Origin of the sequence: Bacteroides sp. 3_1_23 (assembly GCF_000162555.1) — a bacterium.
Lineage (GTDB): Bacteria > Bacteroidota > Bacteroidia > Bacteroidales > Bacteroidaceae > Bacteroides > Bacteroides ovatus.
Genome location: NZ_GG774949.1, coordinates 1,917,070 through 1,942,153, shown reverse-complemented (window position 1 = coordinate 1,942,153; position 25,084 = coordinate 1,917,070). Strand labels below are relative to the sequence as shown.

Annotated in this window: 16 protein-coding genes and 1 pseudogene; 6 read left to right on the top strand and 11 right to left on the bottom strand. The window is 43.3% G+C overall.

All coding sequences use genetic code 11. From position 1 onward, the window contains the following. Nucleotides 1-114 precede the first annotated feature (114 nt). Nucleotides 115-477, bottom strand: a complete 363-nt coding sequence (locus tag HMPREF9010_RS16630) for a thioredoxin family protein (RefSeq protein WP_008648088.1) — start codon at nucleotides 475-477, stop codon at nucleotides 115-117. Nucleotides 478-712: 235 nt separating this feature from the next. Here HMPREF9010_RS16630 and HMPREF9010_RS16635 point away from each other — a divergent pair, with 235 nt between their 5' ends. The 3 genes from HMPREF9010_RS16635 to HMPREF9010_RS16645 are packed head-to-tail and all read left to right on the top strand — an operon-like array spanning nucleotide 713 to nucleotide 6,235. After that, nucleotides 713-1,978, top strand: coding sequence for a TolC family protein (locus tag HMPREF9010_RS16635; RefSeq protein WP_008648087.1), 1,266 nt, complete (start codon nucleotides 713-715; stop codon nucleotides 1,976-1,978). A 22-nt stretch (nucleotides 1,979-2,000) separates the two neighbouring features. Further along, complete coding sequence (locus HMPREF9010_RS16640) at nucleotides 2,001-3,095, top strand: efflux RND transporter periplasmic adaptor subunit (RefSeq protein WP_008648085.1); 1,095 nt, start codon at nucleotides 2,001-2,003, stop codon at nucleotides 3,093-3,095. A 14-nt stretch (nucleotides 3,096-3,109) separates the two neighbouring features. Beyond that, on the top strand, nucleotides 3,110-6,235 hold the full coding sequence (locus HMPREF9010_RS16645) for an efflux RND transporter permease subunit (RefSeq protein WP_008648083.1): 3,126 nt from the start codon (nucleotides 3,110-3,112) through the stop codon (nucleotides 6,233-6,235). 87 nt (nucleotides 6,236-6,322) lie between these two features. Here HMPREF9010_RS16645 and HMPREF9010_RS16650 read toward each other — a convergent pair whose 3' ends face one another. Further along, complete coding sequence (locus HMPREF9010_RS16650; protein WP_004318085.1) at nucleotides 6,323-7,654, bottom strand: sensor histidine kinase; 1,332 nt, start codon at nucleotides 7,652-7,654, stop codon at nucleotides 6,323-6,325. Between the two features lie 23 nt (nucleotides 7,655-7,677). Beyond that, nucleotides 7,678-8,352 carry a response regulator transcription factor gene (locus HMPREF9010_RS16655; RefSeq protein WP_004318086.1) on the bottom strand — a complete coding sequence of 225 codons (675 nt, stop codon included), beginning with the start codon at nucleotides 8,350-8,352 and terminating at the stop codon, nucleotides 7,678-7,680. 118 nt (nucleotides 8,353-8,470) lie between these two features. Here HMPREF9010_RS16655 and HMPREF9010_RS16660 point away from each other — a divergent pair, with 118 nt between their 5' ends. Continuing rightward, on the top strand, nucleotides 8,471-10,480 hold the full coding sequence (locus HMPREF9010_RS16660) for a glycoside hydrolase family 97 protein (RefSeq protein WP_008648081.1): 2,010 nt from the start codon (nucleotides 8,471-8,473) through the stop codon (nucleotides 10,478-10,480). Nucleotides 10,481-10,720: 240 nt separating this feature from the next. Here the strand turns inward: HMPREF9010_RS16660 and HMPREF9010_RS16665 are convergent, their stop codons facing one another. Both HMPREF9010_RS16665 and HMPREF9010_RS16670 read right to left on the bottom strand, forming a co-directional pair. Next, on the bottom strand, nucleotides 10,721-12,385 hold the full coding sequence (locus HMPREF9010_RS16665) for a long-chain fatty acid--CoA ligase (protein WP_004295728.1): 1,665 nt from the start codon (nucleotides 12,383-12,385) through the stop codon (nucleotides 10,721-10,723). Nucleotides 12,386-12,666: 281 nt separating this feature from the next. Next, a complete protein-coding gene (locus HMPREF9010_RS16670) occupies nucleotides 12,667-14,133 on the bottom strand; it encodes a potassium/proton antiporter (protein ID WP_004295729.1) in 1,467 nt (488 codons plus the stop codon). Nucleotides 14,134-14,299: 166 nt separating this feature from the next. Here HMPREF9010_RS16670 and HMPREF9010_RS16675 point away from each other — a divergent pair, with 166 nt between their 5' ends. Beyond that, the gene (locus tag HMPREF9010_RS16675; protein WP_008777334.1) at nucleotides 14,300-15,484 is read left to right on the top strand and encodes a uracil-xanthine permease family protein; all 1,185 of its coding nucleotides are present in this window, start codon (nucleotides 14,300-14,302) and stop codon (nucleotides 15,482-15,484) included. A gap of 213 nt (nucleotides 15,485-15,697) precedes the next feature. Here HMPREF9010_RS16675 and hcp read toward each other — a convergent pair. The 6 genes and pseudogenes from hcp to HMPREF9010_RS16705 form a co-directional block, all read right to left on the bottom strand. Continuing rightward, nucleotides 15,698-17,330: pseudogene (gene hcp, locus HMPREF9010_RS16680) on the bottom strand (hydroxylamine reductase). Nucleotides 17,331-17,483: 153 nt separating this feature from the next. Continuing rightward, the gene (locus HMPREF9010_RS16685; protein WP_008648075.1) at nucleotides 17,484-18,152 is read right to left on the bottom strand and encodes a Crp/Fnr family transcriptional regulator; all 669 of its coding nucleotides are present in this window, start codon (nucleotides 18,150-18,152) and stop codon (nucleotides 17,484-17,486) included. 10 nt (nucleotides 18,153-18,162) lie between these two features. Further along, nucleotides 18,163-19,476, bottom strand: a complete 1,314-nt coding sequence (locus HMPREF9010_RS16690) for a sensor histidine kinase (protein ID WP_004295733.1) — start codon at nucleotides 19,474-19,476, stop codon at nucleotides 18,163-18,165. Beyond that, complete coding sequence (locus HMPREF9010_RS16695; RefSeq protein WP_008648073.1) at nucleotides 19,473-20,813, bottom strand: sigma-54-dependent transcriptional regulator; 1,341 nt, start codon at nucleotides 20,811-20,813, stop codon at nucleotides 19,473-19,475. The genes HMPREF9010_RS16690 and HMPREF9010_RS16695 overlap by 4 nt, the downstream gene beginning before the upstream one ends. Nucleotides 20,814-20,910: 97 nt before the next feature. Continuing rightward, nucleotides 20,911-21,714 carry a hypothetical protein gene (locus tag HMPREF9010_RS16700; RefSeq protein WP_004295735.1) on the bottom strand — a complete coding sequence of 268 codons (804 nt, stop codon included), beginning with the start codon at nucleotides 21,712-21,714 and terminating at the stop codon, nucleotides 20,911-20,913. Next, nucleotides 21,695-22,498, bottom strand: coding sequence for a metallophosphoesterase family protein (locus HMPREF9010_RS16705; protein ID WP_032848902.1), 804 nt, complete (start codon nucleotides 22,496-22,498; stop codon nucleotides 21,695-21,697). Before HMPREF9010_RS16705 ends, HMPREF9010_RS16700 begins: the two co-directional genes overlap by 20 nt. Nucleotides 22,499-22,766: 268 nt before the next feature. Here HMPREF9010_RS16705 and HMPREF9010_RS16710 point away from each other — a divergent pair, with 268 nt between their 5' ends. Further along, the gene (locus HMPREF9010_RS16710; RefSeq protein WP_032852624.1) at nucleotides 22,767-25,076 is read left to right on the top strand and encodes an ABC transporter permease; all 2,310 of its coding nucleotides are present in this window, start codon (nucleotides 22,767-22,769) and stop codon (nucleotides 25,074-25,076) included. Nucleotides 25,077-25,084 lie beyond the last annotated feature (8 nt).

Sequence of the window (25,084 nt, the reverse complement as noted above, 5' to 3'; positions counted from 1 at the left end):
TTGCGTTAATCTGCGTTTTGACACACTCCCTATTATAAAAGCCAATGTTCTGTATGATATCAAAAGTCCGGCAGTTTATCATCATCAGAAGTATCCCGGACTTTTAATGTATTTTTATTCTGAAAGTAAACTGGTTTCTATCAGTTCTTTCAATTGGTTTTTATTCATTGTACCTAATTTCGTTGTCGGTTTGCCGTTCAGCGGGCAAAGTAACAGGTTGGGAATGGTGCGGATTTTAAATGCACTTTCCAATTCCGGTTCCTGATCGACGTCTACTTTATAAATATCTAATTTCCCTTCGTATTCTTTAGCCAGTTGGTCTAATATAGGCGATAACGCTTTGCAATAGACGCACCACGGGGCATGAAAATCGACCAGGCAAGGTTTATTCCCTTTGAAGTTCCAGTTATCAGGATAAGATTGATAATCAGCTACCTTCTCTACAAAACTATCTTTGGTTAAATCTATTATTTTCATATATTCTATATTTAATGGTTCATTTCATTTTCTCTACTGCAAAGATAGGGGAGTTGGGATAAAAGAAGGATAGCCATTTTTCCTGTTGTGTTTACAATTCTTCCTTTATGGCTATTTTCTAATCAAATTCTAATCTGATATGAGAGGCTTATAATGGCTTTTTCCCGTCTCTCCGGCTATAGAATTGTAATTTTGCCGCAACAACTACAATAAGGTAATAAAGATAAATATAGTAATGAACAGAGTATTTCTAATTTCTTTTTTTCTTCTGCTGACAGGAGGAATATGCGCGCAACAGGCTACCACAGGAGTATTAACGCTGAAAGAGGCGGAACAACGTTTTCTGGAACGTAACTTATCGCTGATAGCCGAACGGTACAACATTGATATGGCACAGGCACAAGTGCTGCAAGCCAAATTATTTGAGAATCCGGTAATCTCGTTAGAACAGAATGTTTATAACCGCCTGAACGGAAAGTATTTTGATTTTGGTAAGGAGGGCGAAATGGTTGTGGGGATTGAACAGGTAATTCGTCTTGCCGGACAAAGGAATAAGCAGGTGAAACTGGAGAAAATCAACAAAGAAATAGCAGAATATCAGTTTGAAGAGGTGATGAGAACACTTCGTCAGGAGCTGAATGAGACGTTTGTACAAGTCTATTTTCTCTCGAAATCCATATCCATTTATGAGAAGGAAGTGAATTCTCTGCAAGAGTTACTTGCCGGAATGAAACTGCAACAGGAGAAAGGAAATATTTCATTGATGGAAATGTCCCGTCTGGAATCTATGTTGTTCTCTTTGAAGAAAGAGAAGAATGAACGGGAAAACGAGTTGTTAACCCTTAGAGGGGAACTTAATGTCTTGTTAAATCTTCCGGGAGACACGATGGTTGAGTTATCACTGGATGAAGAGGTGTTGAAGCAATTGGATTTGTCTCAACTATCGTTCGCCGACTTGAAAGCGATGGTGAATGAACGGCCGGATCTCAAGATTGCCCGGAGTACGGTCAGTGCTTCCCGTGCAAATCTGAAATTGCAGAAATCAATGGCATTTCCGGAATTTTCGGTGAATGGTAGTTATGACCGTGCCGGAAACTTTATCAATAACTATTTTGCAATAGGAGTGAGCTTGTCAGTGCCTATTTTCAACCGCAACCAGGGAAATGTGAAAGCTGCCCGTTTTAGTATCCAGCAGGCAGGAGCGGAACAGGAAAATGCGGCTAACCGTGCGGATATGGAGCTTTATACCGCTTATGCTTCGTTGGATAAAGCTGTTCAGCTTTATCAATCTACCAATATGGAACTGGAACGTAACTTCGAAAAACTGATAGCAGGAGTGAATGAGAACTTTAAGAAACGAAATATCAGCTTGTTGGAGTTTATCGATTACTATGACAGCTATAAAGAAACTTGTATTCAGTTACATGAAATAAAGAAAGATGTTTTCCTGGCGATGGAAAACCTGAATACAACTATCGGACAAACTATATTGAACTACTAATATTCATAAATTATCAAAGACTATGAACTGGAATAAATTCCTTCCTTGCATATTGCTTACTACCGTATTGGGAGCATGCTCCGGTAAAGGAGAACAAACGAATGTTGAACCGGCTGCTTTATGCCTGACAGATAGCTTATTGAGGATTGTATCTGTCGATACGGTTCACGTTCAAGAGGTGATTGACGAACTGACATTAAACGGGCGGGTCACTTTTAATGAGAATCAGGTGGCACATGTATATCCGATGTTTGGAGGTACGGTAACGGAACTGAAGGCTGAAATAGGAGACTTTGTTCGTAAGGGAGATGTGTTGGCAGTCATCCGCAGTGGAGAAGTGGCAGATTATGAAAAGCAATTGAAGGAGGCGGAACAACAATTATTGCTGGCACGCAGAAATATGGATGCTACGCAGGATCTGTATGCTTCCGGGATGGCTTCGGATAAAGATGTACTTCAGGCGAAGCAGGAGTTGATAAGTGCCGAAGCCGAAGAAAGAAGAATAAAGGATGTTTTCTCTATTTATAATTTCTCCGGAAATGCTTATTATCAGCTGAAATCTCCCGTTTCGGGGTTTATTGTGGAGAAACAAATCAGCAGGGATATGCAGTTGCGTCCGGATCAGAGTGAAGAACTGTTCACGATTTCGGGGTTGTCAGACGTATGGGTGATGGCGGATGTGTATGAAAGCGATATCAGTAAGGTTTCCGAAGGTGCCTCCGTACGCATTTCTACGTTGGCTTATCCGGATAAGATGTTTGCCGGTACGATTGATAAGGTGTATCATTTGTTGAATAGTGAAAGTAAAACGATGAATGTCCGTATCAAATTGAAGAATGAAGAATATTTATTGAAACCGGGGATGTTTACGAATGTAAGTGTGAAATGTAAAGCGGATGGAACTTCCATGCCTCGTATCGATGCTCATGCACTGGTATTTGAAGGAGGAAAGAATTATGTGGTCGTGGTGGAGCCGGATCAACGTTTGCAGGTGAAAGAGGTGGATGTGTACAAGCAGTTGAGCAAGGAGTGCTATATCCGTTCGGGACTTTCCGAGGGAGACAGAGTGCTGAATAATAATGTATTGTTGGTATATAATGCGTTGAATGCAGATTAAAAACAGAAAATAGTATGCACAAATTCATAGATAATATAGTGGCTTTCTCGCTGAAAAATAAATTCTTTATTTTCTTCTGTACAGCGATTGCCGTTATAGCCGGAGCTGTTTCCTTTAAACATACTCCGATAGATGCTTTCCCGGATGTGACAAATACGAAAGTGACGATTATCACGCAATGGTCGGGGCGTAGTGCCGAAGAGGTAGAGAAGTTTATCACCATTCCTGTTGAGATTGCGATGAATCCCGTTCAGAAGAAAACGGATATTCGTTCCACCACTCTTTTCGGGCTTTCTGTCATCAATGTAATGTTTGAAGATCGTGTCGATGATTTCACAGCACGTCAACAGGTATATAATTTATTGAATGATGCCGACCTTCCGGACGGGGTAACTCCGGAAGTACAACCTCTGTATGGACCGACGGGAGAAATATTCCGTTATACGCTTCGTAGTGACAAGCGCAGTGTGCGGGAACTGAAAACGATTCAGGATTGGGTGATTGAACGTAATCTCCGTTCAGTATCCGGCGTAGCGGATATTGTGAGCTTCGGCGGAGAGGTGAAGACGTTTGAGGTAAGTGTGAATCCTCACCAGTTGATTAATTATGGCATTACCTCTTTGGAACTGTATGATGCGATAGCTAAAAGTAATATCAATGTAGGAGGAGATGTTATCACTAAAAGTTCGCAAGCTTATGTGGTTCGTGGAATCGGTTTGATTAACGATCTGGATGAATTGAGAAATATCGTAGTGAAAAACATCAATGGCACTCCGATTCTGGTGAAGAATCTTGCCGATGTACACGAATCCTGTCTGCCTCGTCTGGGACAAGTGGGCCGAATGGATGAAAATGATGTTGTACAGGGGATTGTAGTCATGCGGAAAGGAGAGAATCCGGGTGAGGTGATTGCCAACCTGAAAGATAAAATAGAAGACTTGAATCAGAATGTGCTTCCGAAAGATGTGAAGATAGTGGCATTCTATGACCGGGAGGACTTGGTGAATCTGGCGGTAAAGACTGTGACGCATAACCTGATTGAAGGAATATTATTGGTTACGTTTATTGTATTGATCTTTATGGCAGATTGGCGGACTACCGTGATTGTTGCTGTCGTTATCCCATTAGCCCTTTTGTTCGCATTTATCTGTTTACGGGTGATGGGAATGTCCGCCAATCTGCTTTCTATGGGAGCCATAGACTTCGGTATTATTATTGACGGGGCTGTGGTGATGGTGGAAGGAGTGTTTGTGGCTTTGGACAAGAAAGCGAGGGAAGTGGGGATGCCGGCTTTTAATGTGATGTCTAAAATGGGCTTGATCCGTCACACGGCAAAAGACAAGGCAAAAGCGGTTTTCTTCTCCAAATTGATTATCATCACTGCATTGATTCCTATCTTCTCTTTCCAGAAGGTAGAAGGAAAGATGTTCTCTCCTTTGGCATACACGTTGGGCTTTGCACTGTTGGGAGCTTTGATCTTTACATTGACATTGGTTCCGGTGATGTCTTCCATGTTACTGAAAAAGAATGTTCGTGAGAAAAATAACCGTTTTGTCCATTTTATCAATGTGAAGTGTTCGGCTCTTTTTGATTTATTCTATGCGCACAGGAAGCTGACTATCGGAATGGCAACCGTAATAGCAGGTGTCGGATTATGGCTTTTCTCTTTCCTGGGTACGGAGTTCCTTCCGCAGTTGAATGAGGGATCTATCTATATTCGTGCTACCTTGCCACAGAGCATTTCGTTGGATGAATCGGTGACTCTTGCCAATAAAATGAGAAAGAAACTATTAACGTTTCCGGAAGTGCGGCAAGTGCTGTCGCAAACCGGACGACCGAATGACGGTACAGATGCTACCGGATTCTATAATATCGAGTTCCACGTTGATATTTATCCCGAAAAGGAATGGGAGAGTAAGTTGACAAAACTGGAACTGATTGATAAGATGCAGGATGATTTATCCATTTATCCCGGTATTGACTTCAATTTCTCACAACCGATTACCGATAATGTGGAGGAAGCAGCTTCCGGTGTGAAAGGATCTATTGCGGTGAAAGTGTTTGGTAAAGATTTGTATGAGTCGGAGAAATATGCGGTTCAGATAGAGAAAATCCTGGGTACGGTTCAAGGGATTGAAGACTTGGGTGTGATTCGGAACATCGGTCAGCCGGAGCTTCGTATAGAGTTGAATGAACGCCAATTGGCGCGTTATGGCGTTGCTAAGGAAGATGTGCAATCAATTATCGAAATGGCTATTGGCGGAAAATCGGCTTCACTGTTGTATGAGGATGAGCGGAAGTTTAATATCATGGTAAGATACAGCGAACAATTCCGTCAGAATGAAGAGGAGATAGGTAAGATATTGGTTCCGGCGATGGATGGAACGATGGTACCTATCAAAGAATTGGCAGATATAACGACGATTACGGGACCGTTATTGATATTCCGTGATAATCACGCTCGTTTCTGTGCGGTGAAATTCTCGGTGAGAGGTCGTGATATGGGTACGGCAGTTGCCGAGGCGCAGAAAAAGGTGAATGCTTCCGTACATCTGCCGGCAGGCTATTCGCTGAAATGGACGGGCGATTTTGAGAACCAGCAACGTGCCACAAAACGTCTGGCACAGGTTGTCCCTATCAGTATTGCTATCATTTTTATCATCCTGTTTATTCTATTCTCTAATGCGCGGGATGCGGGACTGGTATTGCTGAATGTACCGTTCGCTGCCGTGGGTGGTATTGTGGCTCTTCTGATAACGCAGTTCAACTTCTCCATTTCTGCCGGTATCGGTTTTATTGCCTTGTTTGGTATTTGTATTCAGAACGGGGTGATTATGATTTCCGATATAAAGGCGAATCTAAAACTCGGCTCGCCCTTGGAGAAAGCCACTAAGGAAGGAGTGCGCTCGCGTATCCGCCCTGTGATTATGACAGCGGCAATGGCAGCTATCGGTTTGATGCCCGCTGCCATGAGTCATGGAATTGGTTCGGAATCACAACGTCCGTTGGCGATTGTCATTATCGGCGGATTGATAGGAGCGACTTTCTTTGCCTTGTTTGTCTTTCCTCTTATCGTAGAAATGGTATATGAACGAATGTTATATGATAAAAACGGAAAGTTATTGCAAAGACGTATTTAGTTCATTTCTATTCTGTGGAAAAAACGTTCATAGATTAAATTTGTAGTTTTCAGTAGGTAGAGAGAGAAAGGGATAAAAGAAGGGTGATTAAAAAATCACCCGTACTTTTGTTCCTTTTTCTATTTCTGAAGATATATCCAGCTTTGCATGATAAGCAGAGATGATTTTCAGGGTCAGGCTAAGTCCGATGCCTTGTCCGGCATAGTCCCGGGTATTACTGCCCCGATAGAAAGACTGGAATATGTGTTCTATTTCTTCTTGCGGAATACCGATTCCCCGGTCTTCTATATCAAGAATGACTTGTTGTTGCTCCCGGTAGAGAGTCACATTTACTTCTTTATCAGAGTATTTGCAGGCGTTATCTATTATATTTTTTAATGCTATCTTCAACAGATACGGATTGGCTTTTACAGTCATCTGCCGGTCTGTCTCTTCCAAATGAAGATGGATTCTTTCATCGGAAGCTGTCAACTCTTTTAATATATCAGCCAGAATAATCTCTTCAATATTGTTTTTCAGGAGTTCTTCTTCTTGTCGTGAAAGAAAAAGAAGATGCCGGATCAGGCTGGATAACCGTTTGCTTTCCGAAGAAATTCGTTGGAGGGATTCAATGTATTCTCCCGTGCTTCTTTCTTTCAGCAGACTGATTTCACATTCTCCCTGAATGGCAGTAATCGGATTGTTCAACTCATGTGAAGCATGACTGACAAAGGATTTTTCTGCCTTGAATGCACTGTCCAAACGGTCGAGCATACTATTTAATGTCTTTATCATGTCCTCCAGTTCGTCATTATTGCCAGTAGTCTTTAATCGGCGGTTCAGACTGTTGGCACGTATTCTTTTCAATTCCTTTAGTATGTGTTGCAGGGGAACCAGAATACGGCCGGAATATATTTTTCCGATAAAAAAGATCAGGACGGAACTGGCTAAGATGAGAAATATGGAAAGCAACAATAAGTGTTCCTTGATTTCTGTTCCGTAGGCATTCCGGGACATGACGAGTACGATAAAGTTTCCTTCATTATCCGGATAATAAAGGGCGGCTCCCAGTTGATCCTTATATTTGAAGGAGAAAGGGATGCTGTCCTGTCCTGCCAGCAGAAGAGCCTGCTGGTGTTGCGTGAGGTATTTATTCAGTGTATCACGTACTTCGGAAAGACTGTCCATATTTAAAAGAATCTCATGGGCTTCAGGCAGGAGTTCGTCATATTTGCGCTGGATAATCTGGTAGCTCTGTTCGTCTACTTCATCTTTTTCCCAATGCTTCTGTGCGGTCAGGTAGGCTTTTTCACGCAGGTAAGAAGCATAGAGCTTATTGATGTACTGCGTACTGAAAATATAGAATACAGCAATGATGATGACAGTAGTCAACACACTGATTAACGTATAGAAAAGAGCTATTTTGGAACCTATTTTCATAGCCGGGATTAGTGTTGGTGAGTTTAAGTATTCATGATATATCCTAGTCCTACGACTGTATGAATCAGCTTTTTATCAAAGTCACGGTCAATCTTTACCCGGAGATAGTTTACGTAAACATCTACGATATTGGTATTGGTATCAAAATTCTTGTCCCATACATCTTTGAGCAGGGTAATACGTGAGAGGGCAACCCCTTGATGAGTCATGAAATATTCGAGCAGGCGGTATTCTTTAACGGTAAGGTCGATGTCTATGTCCCCCCTTTTGGCTTTTCGAGTATTGCAGTCCAATACCAGGTTATCGCATGTCAATAGATTGGAAGGGACTTCTTTGTTGCGTCTCAACAGGGCTTTGATGCGTGCTTCCAGTTCTTGGAAACTAAAAGGTTTGACGAGATAATCATCTGCTCCCGCATCCAGTCCTTTGACGATGTCTTCGGTTGTTCCTAAAGCTGTCAGCATGATTACCGGGATTTGATACCCGAACATTTGGCGATAAAGTCGGCAAAGCTCCAAACCATTTATTTTAGGCATGATAATGTCCAGTATTAAAAGGTCGAAAGGTTTGTCCTGAAGGATTTTCCAACCCGTATCCCCGTCATGGCAGACGGTTACCGAATGCCCGAATTCTTTGAGTCCCCGTTCGATGAAAGAGGCGATGTTAATTTCATCTTCAACCAATAGTATCTTTGCCATAATTCAGATTGTTTATGTGCAAAGATACTTTTTTCCTGGCATCCGGAGAAAGAAATCCGCCCTACATTTAAGTGTTTCTTCTTTTTGAGTTGTACTATATACAAACAATAGATATGCTATGAAAATAAATTATGTCATTGGAGCTTTTCTGTGTGTGCTGGGATGTTACGGGTGTAGCAGTCCGAAAACGGAAGTGAAATCGCCGGACGGTCATATCAAAATGGCTTTAACAGTAGATGACAACGGTAAACCGTTGTATAACATTTTAGTAGGTGACTCATTGTTGATTGAAAATTCGACATTGGGATTTACAGAGAAAAACGGTATCGACCTGGGCGGAGGATTTCAGATAAAAAACACGACTTTCGACAGTAAAGATGAAACATGGACGCAACCATGGGGTGAAAATAAAACCAACAGGAATCATTATAATGAGATGGCGGTAAATCTGGTCAATAAAGATCAGGTGGAGTTAACTCTCCGTTTCCGTGTGTTTGATGATGGGGTAGGGTTCCGTTATGAATATAATGTGCCCGCAGCGGATTCCCTATTGATTACGGATGAACTGACAACTTTCCGTTTTCGTCAGGACGGTACATCATGGTCTATTCCTGCCAGTGCCGAAACTTATGAATTGCTTTATGCGCAACGTCCCATTTCCGAGGTGGAGACAGCCAATACTCCTTTCACCTTTAAAACTGCCGATGGCGTCTACGGAAGTATTCATGAAGCGGCATTGTACGATTTCTCGGAAATGACTTTGAAGCAGGCAGGAAACTATACGTTGAAAGCTGAACTTGCTCCATGGCCTGATGGTGTGAAAGTGCGTAAAGGTAATCATTTCACTACTTCCTGGCGTACTATTCAGATTGTTCCGGATGCCGTTAGTCTGATTAATTCGGCTATGATTTTAAATCTGAATGAACCAAGTAAAATAGAAACGACCGATTGGATTCGTCCGATGAAATATGTAGGTGTATGGTGGGGGATGCATCTCGGCGTAGAAACCTGGAAGATGGATGAACGTCATGGAGCCACTACTGTCAATGCCAAGAAATACATTGATTTTGCCGCTGCCAATCAGATTGAAGGCGTTTTGTTTGAAGGTTGGAATGAAGGCTGGGAAAGCTGGGGTGGTATGCAAAACTTTGACTTTACGAAACCGTATGCTGACTTTGACATTGATGAAGTGGTTCGTTATGCAAAGGAAAAAGGAGTTGAAGTTATCGGCCATCACGAGACCGGAGGGAATATTCCCAACTATGAGCGCCAGATGGATCATGCTATGCAATGGTACACAGACCACGGTATCCATGTCCTGAAGACAGGATATGCGGGAGCTTTCCCGAATGGTTATCTTCATCACAGCCAATATGGGGTCAACCACTATCAGAAAGTGGTGGAAACAGCTGCCCGTCACAAAATGACGCTGGATGCGCACGAACCTATTAAAGATACCGGTGTCCGTCGTACATGGCCTAATATGATGACACGTGAAGGAGTGAGAGGGATGGAATGGAATGCATGGAGCGAAGGAAATCCTCCGTCTCATCATGTCATGTTGCCGTTCACCCGTATGCTGTCCGGTCCGCTGGATTATACACCGGGTACGTTTGATATTTTGTTTCTGAACACCAAAGATTCTCCCCGTCGCCAGAAATGGAACGATCAGGATAAAGGAAACAGCCGTGTGAATACAACATTGGCGAAACAGCTTGCTAACTGGGTGATTTTGTATTCTCCCTTGCAGATGGCATCTGATATGATTGAAAATTATGAAGGCCATCCGGCTTTCCAGTTCTTCCGCGATTTCGATCCGGATTGTGACGAATCGAAAGCATTGGCAGGAGAACCGGGGGGATTCGTAGCCATCGTGCGTAAAGCAAAAGGCAACTATTTCTTGGGAGCAGCAACGAACGAGAAACCCCGTACACTGGAAATAAAACTGGATTTCCTGGAACTGGGCAAACAGTATAAAGCTGTCATCTATGCGGATGGAGAGAATGCGGATTGGAAATCAAATCCTACGGATTACCGGATAACGGAACAAACGGTTACTTCTGAAAATACGTTGAACATACGAATGGCTGCCGGAGACGGACAGGCTATTTCATTTATGGCACTTTAAAAAGATCGATTGATTATAAAGTTAGACTGTTAATAATGGAAATAGGATTCGTTTTTAGGTAGGAAGATAGAAAAACAGGTAGTATAAATAAAGTTAGTTAGAGGTTAGAAAAAACGGTGGACAGTGTTGAGGCTGTTCACCGTTTTTATTATTAAGCATGTTCTCATTATCAGTTTATATAATCCGTGCCTAATACTATGAGAATTATTGCATGGATACTCATTGTGTTATCCGGGATAATTATCCCTTTGCTTCCTGATACATAAAGCGCTTGATTGACTTTTTCGCAGTCTTTTCAAATTCTTCAAAATGGATTTTAATCTTGCTTATTTGAGAATAGTTAGGAAGCTGTTGATTCAATTCGATACGGTTTTGCTCCATTACTTTCTGAATATCCGTCTGCTGCAATCCATGAGCGAAAGCATCATCGAAATCCGGGTAGATCAGGGCTACCAGTTTTTCGTGCTGTAAGACGATCAGTGACTCCGAAACATACGGCATGTTGTTCAGCTTGCTTTCAATTTCTTCGGGATAGATATTCTGTCCGCTAGAGGTGAGAAGCAGGTTCTTACTACGTCCGCGGACTGTCACATAACCCTCTTCATCCAACGTACCGAGGTCACCGGTATGCAGCCAACCGTTAGCATCAATAATTTGTGCCGTAGCTTCCGGATTTTTATAATACCCCAGCATCATATTCATTCCTCTGCATACGATTTCTCCGGCATGCGTTTTCGGGTCCGGTGAGTCGATGCGGACTTCCATTCGGCTGGTTGCCTTTCCGCAGGAAGCAAGTTTCAGTGTTTCCCAACGGCTGGAACAAATAATCGGACCACATTCCGTCATACCGTAAGCGATGGTGTAGGGGAACCCTATCTTTTTAAGGAAAGCCTCTACTTCCGCATTGAAAGGAGCACCTCCGATAATAATCTCGTCAAAGTTTCCACCGAAGATTTCCATGGCAGCCTGTCGTGCCAGCGATTTGATTTTATCGTTCACAATAGGCACTTTCAGCAATAACTTGCCGATTTTGCTGTCTACTTTAGGAAGAATATCTTTCTTGATAATCTTTTCCACAATCAACGGTACACAAGAAATCACTTTGGGTTTAATTTCGGAGAAAGATTGGGAAATGATTTTCGGAGACGGCATACGCGTCAGGAAATAGATGTGTGCACCTGCAGAGAATCCGTAAAGGAAATCATATACCATACCGAACACGTGTCCCATAGGCAACATGGAAACGATATGATCTCCTGGTTTAACGGGAAGCATTTCGAAGCAATAAGCCACGTTTGACCAAAGACTGCGATAGGGGAGCATCACTCCTTTAGAGTAACCCGTGGTGCCGGAAGTATAGTTGATGATAGCTAGTTCTTCCGGACGATCTTTCCGGTAACAAATATGTTCCGGTCGAAAGTTCTTGGGATACTGTTGGCCGTAAATAGCGTTCCGGTGTTCAAAAGCGTAAGTGAGTTTTTCGTTCCGGGACACTAATGCCGAGAAATCAGCCAGCGAAGCGATGCCCTCTAACAAAGGCATGGCATCTTCATTCAGGTTCTCCCATGCCTGGTCGCCGACGAAAAGTAATTTGGCTTCGGAATGGTTGACGATATTATGAATATTATCTGCCTTGAATTCATGCAAAATGGGAACAATAACAGCTCCGTAAGTGATGGTCGCCAGGAAAGTAACTGCCCAGTGAGCACTGTTACGTCCGCAAACGGCTATTTTATCTCCCGGCTGGATGCCGGCACTTTCCAAGACGATGTGAAATTTAGCGATTTTACGCGCTACATCCTTATATTGGAGGGTAATTCCTTTATAGTCAGTTAAGGCATCTTTGTCCCAGTTTTTGATGATGCTTTGCTCAATATAATCAATGAACTGATGTTCTTGTTCCATTCGATTTTTGCACATTTAGTTTAAAACTGCGCAAAATTAATACTTCGTAGATGTAAACCGAATTTTAAATTCAAGTTTTACGGTTAATTAACGGAGGGGGAACGAACAATTTTATCAGCCGGATAAAGGTCATTCGTGTTTCTTCCTTAGAACTAGTTCATTGGCCTATATAAAACATTTCGTCTCCACGCATGAAGATGAAACGAATGTCTTGCCAAGGCAAGAGGTTCCATGCGTGGAGACGAATCAGTTATAGTGTACTGAATAACTCTTTTCAGATGTTATTCTGAATCAGTATCTTCTTCTTTGGATTTTTCGGAAATAAGTAATAGTTTATCTCCTTCGTGCAGTTTCAGTGTTCCGTTGGGAATCAGGAACTCATCTCCGCGCTTCACGATCATTACCAGCGTGCCTTTCGGAAGATTCATATCTTTCAATGTGTCTGCTTCTTCCAGCATACTTTTGGTGATAGTCATGTCACTAAGATCAGAGTCTATTTCTTCCGGAAGTTCCACTCCGAAGTCGTTACCGGTTTTTTCCAGCGGTTTGGAAAGATTCAAAATCCGGGCGACGAAAGAAATGGTTGTTCCCTGTACGACCAATGAGACAATGGTAATAAAGAATACAATGTTGAAAATGAGGTTCGAACCTTCTACGCCCGCCACTACCGGATAGGTAGCAAAGATGATAGGAACTGCACCGCGTAATCCTACCCAAGATACGAAAATACGTGATTTCATCGTGATTTTCCGGAATGGAAGCAGACAAAGGAACACGCTTAACGGGCGCCCGATAATAATCATGAAAACACCAATCAACAATGCCACGGCAGCTACTTCGAGCATTTCGTGCGGGTTGACAAGCAATCCCAGACAAAGGAACATGATGATTTGCGACAACCAGGTCAGTCCGTCCATAAAGGTGTAGATATCCTTACGGTGCATGATTTTATTGTTTCCCACCATGATACCGGCGATATATACGGCAAGGTATCCGTTACCTTTCAGTAAGTCGGTGATGGAGAAAGTGAAAAACACAAATGCCAGTAATAAGATGGGATACAAGGCTTGATTATCAATATTGAGCTTATTCAACATCCGGATAGCTAGCTTTCCAAGTACATATCCGGCAGCCGCGCCGACGATAAACTGGATGACGAAAGAGCCTACGATAGCTCCGACTCCCATACCTGACGATTGAATAAACTGTATCAGGACAATGGTAAGCATATAGGCCATCGGGTCATTACTTCCGCTCTCCAGTTCCAGCATGGGACGAAGGTTGTGTTTCAAGTTCATCTTCTGTGAACGGAGAATGGCGAACACCGAAGCCGAATCCGTAGACGACATGGTGGAGGCCAAAAGCAGGGAAGTAGTGATAGGTAAATAAATATTTGACCAGCTCATACCTGATATCCACCAGATAAAGAGTCCGGTGAAAAGAGCTGTAAGTAGTACTCCGACAGTGGAAAGCACGATACCGGGACCTAGAATAGGTTTGATTTCTCTGAATTTCGTATCCATACCTCCCGAGAAAAGGATAATACTAAGGGCCACCATACCGATAAATTGGGCGTCTTTCGCGTCGTGGAACTGCAGGCCGAGGCCGTCACTTCCAAACAACATTCCTACTACGAGGAACAATAATAAGGTAGGTACTCCAAAGCGGTATCCGGTTTTTCCAACAACGATGCTGACGAAAAGTAAGATAGAACCGATAAGTAGGGTGTTTTCTGCTGTAAATATCATAGGCAATATATTATAAAGTTATAAAATTGTCGTATTAATTCTCACCGTGCGAAGTTACACATTATTAACAACAAATAAAAACTCTTTTTGGATGTATTTTTGTGAAAAAAGGGAGTTAAATTGTCTAAAAAGACTAATTTTGCAAAGAATAATCTACATTATACTTATGGATTCAAATAATCTTACACCTTTGAGGAAAGGGGTGGTGGGGGTACAATTCTTGTTTGTAGCTTTCGGTGCTACGGTACTCGTACCGTTATTGGTAGGGCTTGACCCTTCTACAGCTCTGTTTACAGCAGGTATTGGTACGCTTATCTTTCATGCGGTTACGCGTGGAAAGGTTCCTGTCTTTCTGGGGAGTAGTTTCGCATTTATTGCGCCTATCATTAAAGCGACAGAACTTTATGGGTTGCCCGGCACCTTATCCGGCATGGTTGGAGTAGCATTAGTTTACTTTGTGATGAGTGCGCTTGTCAAATGGCAGGGAGTGAGGGTGATTGAGCGGCTGTTTCCTCCTGTTGTCATAGGACCTGTCATCATTCTGATAGGTTTGTCACTGGCGGGAACAGGAGTGAATATGGCAAAAGAGAACTGGGTACTGGCACTGCTTTCGTTGGTTACCGCAGTCGTTGTTTCAATGAAAGCCAAAGGGCTTTTGAAACTGATTCCTATCTTCTGTGGAATTGTAGTAGGGTATCTGGCTGCATGGCTTTTCTACGATTTGGATTTGTCCGGTGTCAGGGATGCTGCCTGGATTGGATTGCCGCAGTTTGTCTTTCCTAAATTCTCATGGGAACCTGTGTTGTTTATGATTCCGGTAGCCATTGCTCCGGTGATAGAACATATTGGTGATATTTATGTCGTTAATACGGTCACCGGAAAAGATTTCGTGAAAGATCCGGGGTTGCACCGCACCTTATTGGGTGATGGTCTGGCCTGTTTCTGTGCCGGATTGCTGGGTGGGCCTCCTGTGACTACCTATTCGGAAGTGACAGGAGCCATGTCACTGACAAAGATTACTAATCCGCAAGTGATCCGAATAGCTGCCATTTCCGCTATCTTATTCTCCGTTATCGGTAAAATCAGTGCATTATTAAGATCCATTCCAAGTGCGGTACTGGGCGGCATCATGTTATTGCTTTTCGGAACGATTGCTTGTGCGGGTATTGGTAATCTTGTGAATAATTGCATTGATTTGAGCCGTACCAGAAATATAATCATTGTATCTTTGACACTGACTGTCGGCATTGGTGGCGCTGCTTTTAATTGGGGCGATTTTTCATTGTCCGGCATTGGACTGGCAGCTTTGGTGGGAGTAGTTCTCAATTTAATATTACCCAGAGAGGATTGAAATTCTATTCAAAAAAACATCCACTATGCGGGAGTAAATGCAGGACTCCTGATTAAGCAGGAGTCCTCCTAATATAGAAAAAAAGATAGTGACGGTATATGATGGAAATAGTGACGGTATGGTTGTTGTATACCGTCACTATCCTTATCAAATACCGTCACTATTTTGTAGAAGAGAATCTGCTTGTAAAATACCCTTCTGTTTCCTTATCATTTATGATAGAAACTTCACAATATCTTCATCCACTGTACTGATACCTCCGATCCCGAATTGTTCGATCAATACGTTCCTGACATTCGGTGAAAGGAAAGCGGGAAGTGTAGGACCCAAATGAATGTGTTTCACTCCCAAAGCCAGTAATGCCAATAAAACAATGACCGCCTTTTGTTCGTACCAAGCGATGTTGTATACGATAGGCAACTGATTCACATCATCCAATCCGAAGATTTCTTTCAGTTTTAAAGCGATGACGGCCAATGAGTAACTGTCGTTACATTGTCCTGCATCCAACACTCTCGGAATGCCGTTGATATCACCTAAAGCCAGTTTATTATATCTGTACTTGGCACAACCGGCAGTAAGAATCACGGTGTCACCAGGTAATTTTTGAGCAAATTCCGTATAGTATTCACGGCTCTTCATACGTCCGTCGCATCCTGCCATTACAAAGAATTTACGGATAGCTCCGCTTTTCACGGCGTCCACCACTTTATCTGCCAGGGCTGTCACCTGTGCATGAGCGAATCCTCCGATAATCGTTCCGTTTTCAATGGCTACCGGTGGCTGACATTGTTTAGCATGAGCAATCAGTGCAGAAAAATCTTTCGGTTTTCCGTCTTTACGTTCGGGGATGTAATGTGCCCCGTCCAAGCCGCAGGCTCCTGTGATGTAAATACGATCCTTGTAGCTGGCATTTGCACGTGGCGGAACGATACAGTTACTTGTGAACAAGATAGGACCGTTGAAACTTTCAAATTCCTCTTTCTGCTTCCACCAGGCGTTTCCGTAGTTTCCTGCCAGATGCTTGTACTTCTTTAGTTGAGGATAATAATGTGCAGGCAACATTTCGCTGTGAGTATATACATCTACTCCTGTACCCTCTGTTTGTTCCAATAACTCTTCCAGGTCTTTCAAGTCATGTCCGCTGATTAATATACCCGGATTATTGCGTACACCGAGACTCACTTGTGAGATTTCCGGATTTCCGTAGCTGCTGGTATTCGCTTTATCCAGCTGTGCCATTGCCGATACTCCATACTTTCCTGTTTCCAAAGTCAGCTGAACCAGTTCTTCCACTGTAATATCATTGCGGGTCAGTTCAGACAAGGCATGTTGCATGAAAGCAAATATTTCCGGTGACTCGTAGCCCAGGTTATGCGCATGCTCTACGTAGGCAGCCATTCCTTTCAGGCCATAGTGTACAAGTTCTTTCAGTGAGCGGATATCCTCGTTGGGAGTGCGAAGCACACCGACAGTTTTTTGATTTCTCTTCAAACTCATCTTCGCTTCCATTCCAAAGACATTCGTCGGGAGCATTTTCGATCTTTACCTTGTTGGCAAGTTCATTTTTCAGTTTCAGTCCTTCTTTGATTTTTTCAGTGATAGCCACTTTATCAAAATTGGCGTTGGTGATGGTAATGAACAAAGCATCATAGATAAATTTGTCTGCTTGTTCGGAAGGATGTCCATCTTTACGCAGATGTTCGTTGTAGACAGCAATTCCACGTACTACGAAGAGTAGTAAATCTTGCAGGTTAGCCACTTCAGACGTTTTACCGCACACACCTTTCAAGGTACAGCCGGTACCCATTGCGGTTTCTTGACATTGATAACAGAACATACTCATAACTTTTACGTTTTTAATTAGTCCAATATTTTATTTATTGAACGCAAAAGTAGAGGAAAGGTTTCAGGTGATTCTGTAACCAATGTTACAACAATGAATATTTTTTATCTAAAACACTCATTATTCGATTCATAAATCTTTAAACTGCTCCTATTATTGAATAAGCCGTACCAGTTGTTCTTTCTGTAAAATAGTGATATGCTTGCGATCGGCTATCAATAATCCATCTTCCTGCATGTGCGCCAGTTCACGGGCGAGGGAAGGACGGGATACTCCGAAATAATCACTCAATTCCTGTTGTGAACGGTCGAGGGTGATATGCGTCTGTTGTTGCTGTTTGTATAATCGGAGCAAGTACGAAGCAAGTTTCTGACGAATCGTTTTAAACGACATAAAGAAAAGCTTATCCGATAAAGTCCGTGCATAATTGGCAGAAAGATTCATATAGTTTTCCAAAAACTGCTCGTTTTTACGGAATAACCTCAATACACTTGATTTAGGAAGTTCGATAACCTCTGTCGGTTCGTTGGCAGTCACTTCCACCGGATAGCGGTTCTCCTCACCGAACAGAAATAGAGGGGCAATCGCTCTTGGAGCAGCGATGTCTTCCACTTTGATAAGACGCCCCGAATAATCAATCATCTCTCCACGTACGCTTCCTTTGGTCAGGATGACGAGGCGATTGCACACAGCTCCCTGTTGAGCCAGGATTTCTCCTTTCTTATAAGAACGTGTATGGAAACTGATCTCTTCCAGATCGGCAAAAAGTCTTTCCGGAGTGATCCCTCGAAATAAGGGATTGTTGACGAGTACAGGTATCATATATCAATAGTTATTTGAATTTTAAAATAAACGTTGTTTCTTTCTCCCGCAGCAGAGTGAGACTCCCGCCCGAAAGACGCATGATCTGTCGTGAAATACTAAGTCCGATTCCGCTACCATTTTCTTTGGTGGTGAAGAAAGGAATAAAGATATGCTCTGCTATTTCCGACGGGATTTCAGGACCGTTGTTTTTGATCTCGATCCATATTTCTTCCATATCATTGCAATAAGCCCGAAGCTCGATTCTACCATCCGGCTGGCTGCCGATTGCCTGAATGGCATTCTTTAGAAGATTGATAACCACTTGGGCGATGAGGTTTTCATCCGCATACAGAATTAAGTCCGCAGGAGAAATCTCCGTGTGGAAACAAATGGTGTCACACGGATTCTGATGGCGGGCAAGTTCAATCATCCTTTCTATGAATGCTTTCACATAGAACAATGACGGTTCCGGTGCAGGTATGCGTGTAAACTGCCGGTAAGATTCTACAAAAGAGAGCAAGCCTTTTCCTGTGGTGCTGATGGTCTGCAACCCGTGACTGATCTCTTCATCTTTACCCTCGGACATGGAAAGAAGAGTGTCACAAAGAGAAGTGATAGGCGTGACCGAATTCATGATTTCGTGCGTCAGAACCCGTGTCAGGCGAATCCATGAATCTATTTCCTTTTCATCAAGTTCGGTATTGATATCATTCAGAGCCAGGATACGCAGATGTTCTTTGCGTACATTGATTTCCGATACACGTATGGATAGATTAACGGTTCCCCGTTCGTTGTGAAATATCACTTGCAGCTTGTCTCCGGGACGGCAGTTCTCTATTTTTTCCATGAGCGTAGTGTCTACTTTACTCAACTGATGGATATGCGTGAATATATTCAGCCCCAAAAGACGGAGTGCTTCCTTGTTCTTCTGATAAACAGCCCCATTGTCATTGAGTACCAGCAATCCTGTACTGACAAAATCCAGAATCAGCTCGTAATATTTCTCTTGCTGGGCGGTTTCCGCTTTTACATTATATAAGATGTGTCCCACCCGGTTGAGTGCCCGGTTGATCTTAAGGCTTTCGGGAGTACCGTTTTCTTCGGGAAAATGAAAAGTGTTATCATTATTTTCAAGCGCGTTAATCATGAAAAGCACCTGCTTGGTGTGAAGCTGGTACAGGCGGATTTGCCAGATGATGCTAAGTACCAGCAGACAAAGACTAACCCCCAACCAACCGTATGACTGATGAATACCGAACCAGACAGTCGATATACAGAAAAGTACAGTCAGTAAAACTCTGAACCAGTACCGAATCACCAGTTGTTGGATCTGTGAGCTCATAATCCGAATTTTTTCATCTTGTTATAGAGTGTCTGCCGGGTTATTCCCAGTTGAGCGGCCACTGCTGATAGATTTCCCGCACAGGCATCGAGCGCTTTCCGTATCATCTGCACTTCCATTTCTTCCAGGGTGGAGATACTCTGTTCCTGAATGGCTATCTGTGGTACGGATAATTGGAATAATTCAGCGGGAATCAGCGGACTGTCATTGATGATAACCGCCTTTTCGATGACGTGCTCCAATTCGCGGATATTCCCATACCAGGGATGCGCAGTCAATTTATCCTCTGCTTCGGGAGTGAACTTCATCAACGACTTGTCATATTGCTTACAGAAATGAGCCATAAATCGTTCGGCCAATGGGATAATATCCTCTTTCCGTTCGCGCAGGGGAGGAATTTCCACATGAATGGTATTGATGCGGTAGAGCAAGTCTTCCCGGAATTCGCCTTTTGCCACCATCTCCTGCAGGTTCCGGTTCGTGGCACATATCAGTCGGATATCAATAGGAATTGGTGCGTTACTTCCTACTTTCACAATGCTTCGCCGTTGGATGGCAGTTAGTAGCTTTGCTTGCAGATGGTAGGGCAAGTTTCCTATTTCGTCGAGAAACAGCGTACTCTTTTCGGCAGCCTCGAACTTACCTGTCCGGTCGGCGTGTGCATCAGTGAACGACCCTTTTACATGTCCGAAAAGCTCACTCTCGAATAAAGATTCGGTGATGGTTCCCATATCCACAGCAATCATTTCTTTATATTTGCGGTTGGAAAGCGCATGGATTTCCCGTGCCAGCATCTCTTTTCCCGTTCCGTTTTCACCCGTTATCAAGAGGTTGGCATCGGTGATGGCAACCTTTTCAATCAAAGCCCGTAGTTGTTGCATAACCTTGCTTTCTCCCCAGTACATAGTCGGGTGAACAGGGTTTTCTTTACTTGCCGTTTTCCTGTCATTGTGCGTAGAGGTTGCTGCGGTTTGCAGCGTTTCCACCAGTTTCTGGTTGTCCCAGGGTTTGACGATAAAGTCCGTTGCTCCCTCTTTAATACCCCGGATAGCCAGTTCAATATCGGCATAAGCCGTAAAAAGTACGACCGGAAGATCCGGACGTACTTTTTTTATTTCATGTAACCAGAATAATCCCTCATTGCCGGTATTGATGCCCGATGTGAAATTCATGTCCAGCAATACCACTTCCGGCATTTCCTCCCGTAGGACGCTCGTCAGGGTGACAGGCGAGGAGAGTGCAACGACCTTTGAGAAATAACTTTTTAAAAGGATTTGTATGGCAGTCAGCACCCCTTTATTGTCGTCTACAATGATGATTGTTCCAGGTTTACTCATTTTCGTTCAAGTTTGTAAAGCGCAAACTTACGAAAAAAGGATGTGATAATTCAAGAATCGTAATTCAAAATTGATTTTATCCCCCTTGTATCTCCAATCATAACCACTGGAACTTCAATCCGAATGATAAACTAAGGTAGTCACGTGGACGGAGATAACTATTGTTTACCGCACTAATCACATAAAGGTCACACGTACTTATTTCATAGAAAAAGGTTACAGACTTGGCCATAAATCTACGTTGCGGGTCAATGTCATAGGTCAGGCGTTGTCCCATAAAGACATGGAAACGCACTTTGCTTGAGAAACCATAATACCCTTTCGGATAACGTTCCGGTTCGTTCACCCAGAACTGATTTCCAAATACGGTATTCACATAAAGACCACAGGCAAGAGGCTCTGTCGAGAATCCTTTTCCAATATTAATGCTCCAGGGCATATAGTTCTGTTTGAGCGTCATGGTCACTTTTGCTTTCTTCGAAGAATATTTCGGAATGAATCCGAGCAATACATCCGTTTCCCACTGATTACGTTTTCCATAATCCCATCCTGTACCGAAAGAGAGCAATCCCATATTTCCGGCATATTGTATTTTGGAATGAGTCGGGATAATCCGTTCCCAGTTTCTGCGGAAACGGTGAACCCGATTATCGTAGCGGGTATGTTTGGTGTGCTTCGGTGTGGCAGGCAACACGGAGTCCGCTTTGATAATGGTGAATGAAGACTCCCCGTTACGAAAGGTGATAATTGAATCATCCTTGATGATAAAACGGAGCGAATCATCCTTGTAGTTGTTGATGATTGTATCCCTCTTGCAGGTAGCAGACATCAGACCGGGAAGCAGGAGAAGCACGGACAGTACTCCCGCGCGTAAGATATAATTAGTATTTAACCAGCTCATATTCGTATTTTTCCGGAGTTATTGTAAATACCAGATAAGTACGGTAATCCATACAATCACTGGTAACATAATGTATTCCATCATCAAAAATCACATCGTCCTGATGGTGATGGGTATGGGCGGCCGTGCAGAACTGTATTCCTGCATACTGTTTGACATAGTGTTGGAATACTTTTGCCACATTATCATTGAACACATCCGTATAGGGACGCGCGTGCATACAAATGACCGTTTTTTCAAACTCATCCCGCCTGTTCGTTATCTCATTTTCCATAAAGGTAAAGTCCGGTACAGGTTCGGAGTAATCATACTCCAAAGCGTTGGTATTCAGGCAGACAAACTTCACATCTCCTGCGATGAAAGAGAAGTTTGTGGGGCCGAATACAGCCTTGTAGGTTTCCGCCCCCGTTCCCAGACAGTCATGATTTCCGATCAGAGCCACATAAGGCACATGAAGTCCGTTCATGATATCCCTTTGCCAAAGAAATTCCTTAGTCAGTCCGAAGTCACTCATATCCCCTCCGTGGATAACGAAGTCAATATCATTTCGTTGATTGATTGCTTTTACAAAATCTTCCGTTTCGTCATACCATCGTTGTGAGTCGCCCATTGTCACGAACCGTATCGTAGTTTTACCCTGGCAATTTGCTTCTATTCTTTCCATATTGTGGGCGTTGACCTCTGTTTCTCCGCTGATGCGGACGTCATACGGATGATAGTCTATCATACCGCATCCCGAAAGGAACAGGCACGAAAACAGTGCATATAAATTCTTCCTCTTCATCATTACTTTAATAGTTTAGAAAACTAGATGCAAAGATAAAGTTTTCTATCGGGATGGACAATCTCCCCATGGATAATAGAGACTGTTGGAACAATTTAAAGGAGAAATGGAATAGTCTCCCGGTTGTCTAAAAATTAGACGGTACTGTCTAATTTTTAGACAATATTCAGAAAGGTTGAAATGATAAACACTTGATAATGAATTGTTATTCTTTTTTGGCATGCTTTCTGCATTCTTGAAAATAGAAAAAACAGAAATAAAATATAATATGAAACAAATCTATTATGTGATCCGTACTTTATTGCGGGGGCATGGTTCCAACGTTATCAAAATCCTCTCTTTGGCGTTGGGGCTGACGATGAGCATCCTGTTGTTTGCCCGCGTGGCTTTCGAACAGAGCTTTGACAAATGCTTCAAAGATTATGATAACCTGTATCAGATCTTCTCCGTCTTTTCCGCCAATGGCCAAACCTTTGAGCCGCAGGAAATGAACTGCGGACCGGTGGCGGGTGCCATACAGGAGAACTTTCCTAAAGAAGTGGAAGCAGCCACCAGCTATTGTGTCTGGATGAGTGCCCCTCTTTATTATGGAAGTGTCCGTTTTGAAGCTAACAAAGTGACAGCCGATTCACTATTCTTTCAAACTATGGGTATCGATGTTTTGAGCGGTGTTCCGGAAAAAGAACTGATGCAGAAAGATGTTGTCTTTCTTAGTGACCGGTTGGCGCGTAAGATGTTCGACCAAGAAAACCCGATAGGCAAAGTAATCTCCTATAATAAAGAAATAGAACTGACAGTGAAAGGCACGTACGCCGACATACCTGAAAATGCTACCGTCAGACCGGATGCAGTGATTTCTTTGCCTACCGTATGGAGCCGTGGATGGGGAAACTACTCATGGAGAGGAGGCGATAGCTGGATCGCATTTATCCGTTTCCGTCCCGGAGCAGACAAATCCGTGGTGAATGCCCGGTTGAATGACCTGATAAAGAAATATCGTCCTGCGGAAGACCAGAAAGTGGTAGGTTATACCGCTTTTGTAAAGCCGATCCGTGATGTATACAGGGAAGAACCGGACGTGAAGCGGATGCGGAACATCATGTCTATCTTGGGAATAATCATCCTTTTCATCGCTACTTTGAACTACGTACTGATCTCCATTTCTTCACTCTCATACCGCGCCAAAGCCATCGGCGTACATAAGTGTAGCGGTGCAGGCAGCGGCAAAATTCTGGGAATGTTCCTATTGGAAACAGCTATCATTATTCTCTTCGCCTTGCTGCTGATGGGATTAATCTTACTGAACTTCCGCGACTTTATAGAAGACACAACCGCCGTTGAACTCGGAGCCCTGTTCTCTTTAGACCGTCTTTGGGTACCCCTGCTGACGGTAGCTATCCTGTTCCTGATAGGAGGAGCACTGCCCGGACGCATCTTTGCCAAAATCCCCGTTTCACAAGTCTTCCGCCGCTACACAGAAGGAAAGAAAGGCTGGAAACGCCCGCTATTATTCGTGCAGTTTGCCGGCGTAGCTTTCATCTGCGGACTGATGTATGTGGTGATGCTGCAATACTACTATGTCTTAAACAAAGACCTGGGATACAATCCGAAGCGCGTTGTCGTAGCCAATACTGGTTTCGGCAATAAAGAAAACCAGGACTATGCCCTGACTTTCTTCCGTGGCCTGCCTTATGTAGAGTCCGTGTCCAGTGCCGATTCCCATCCCGTCTATAGTTATAGTGGAACGATGATTCAGGATGAAAGTGGACAATCACTTTTCTCCTCCCGTTTTTGCGAAATGATGGAAGACTATCCAAAGATGATGGGTATGGTGATGAAGGAGGGGCGTATGCCACGGAATGAAAACGAAGTAGCCATCAATGAAACATACGGCGAATGGATGCACTGGGGAACAGAGCTATTGAACCGTACTGTCTATAATTCAGGCTACGTATGTAAAGTAGTGGGAGTGATTAAAGACTTCCGGATCGATAATTTCACCAACCCGCAAGCACCCTTCATCCTGATGAGTACCAAGAATTTCGGAAACTGTGTTCATGTCCGGCTGAAAGAACCTTTTGCAGAGAATCTTCAGAAACTGAATAAAGTATCGGCAGACGCTTTCCCCGATAAAACGGTCGATTTCCGTTCGATGGAGCAGATGATAAAAGAGAGTTATAACTCCATCCGCGTCTTCAGCAATGCTACCATACTGGCGGCGGTTACCATGTTCTTTGTGATGATGATGGGATTGATAGGCTACACAACCGATGAAGTCCGCCGCCGTTCCAAAGAGATTGCCATACGTAAAGTTAATGGTGCCGAAGCCTCCGGCATTCTGGAAATGCTGGTGAAAGATGTGCTCTATGTAGCCGTTGCAGCCGTTGTGATCGGTGTAGCGGCATCATGGTACGTCAATGATATGTGGATGGATATGTTTGCCGAGCACGTGCCTGTCAGTTGGGCGGCGTATGTACTGATAGCGATTGTAAATCTTCTCGTTATCGTAGCCTGCGTACTTTGGAAATCGTGGCGGATTGCCAATGAAAATCCGGTGAATAGCCTTAAAAGTGAATAATTAAAAAC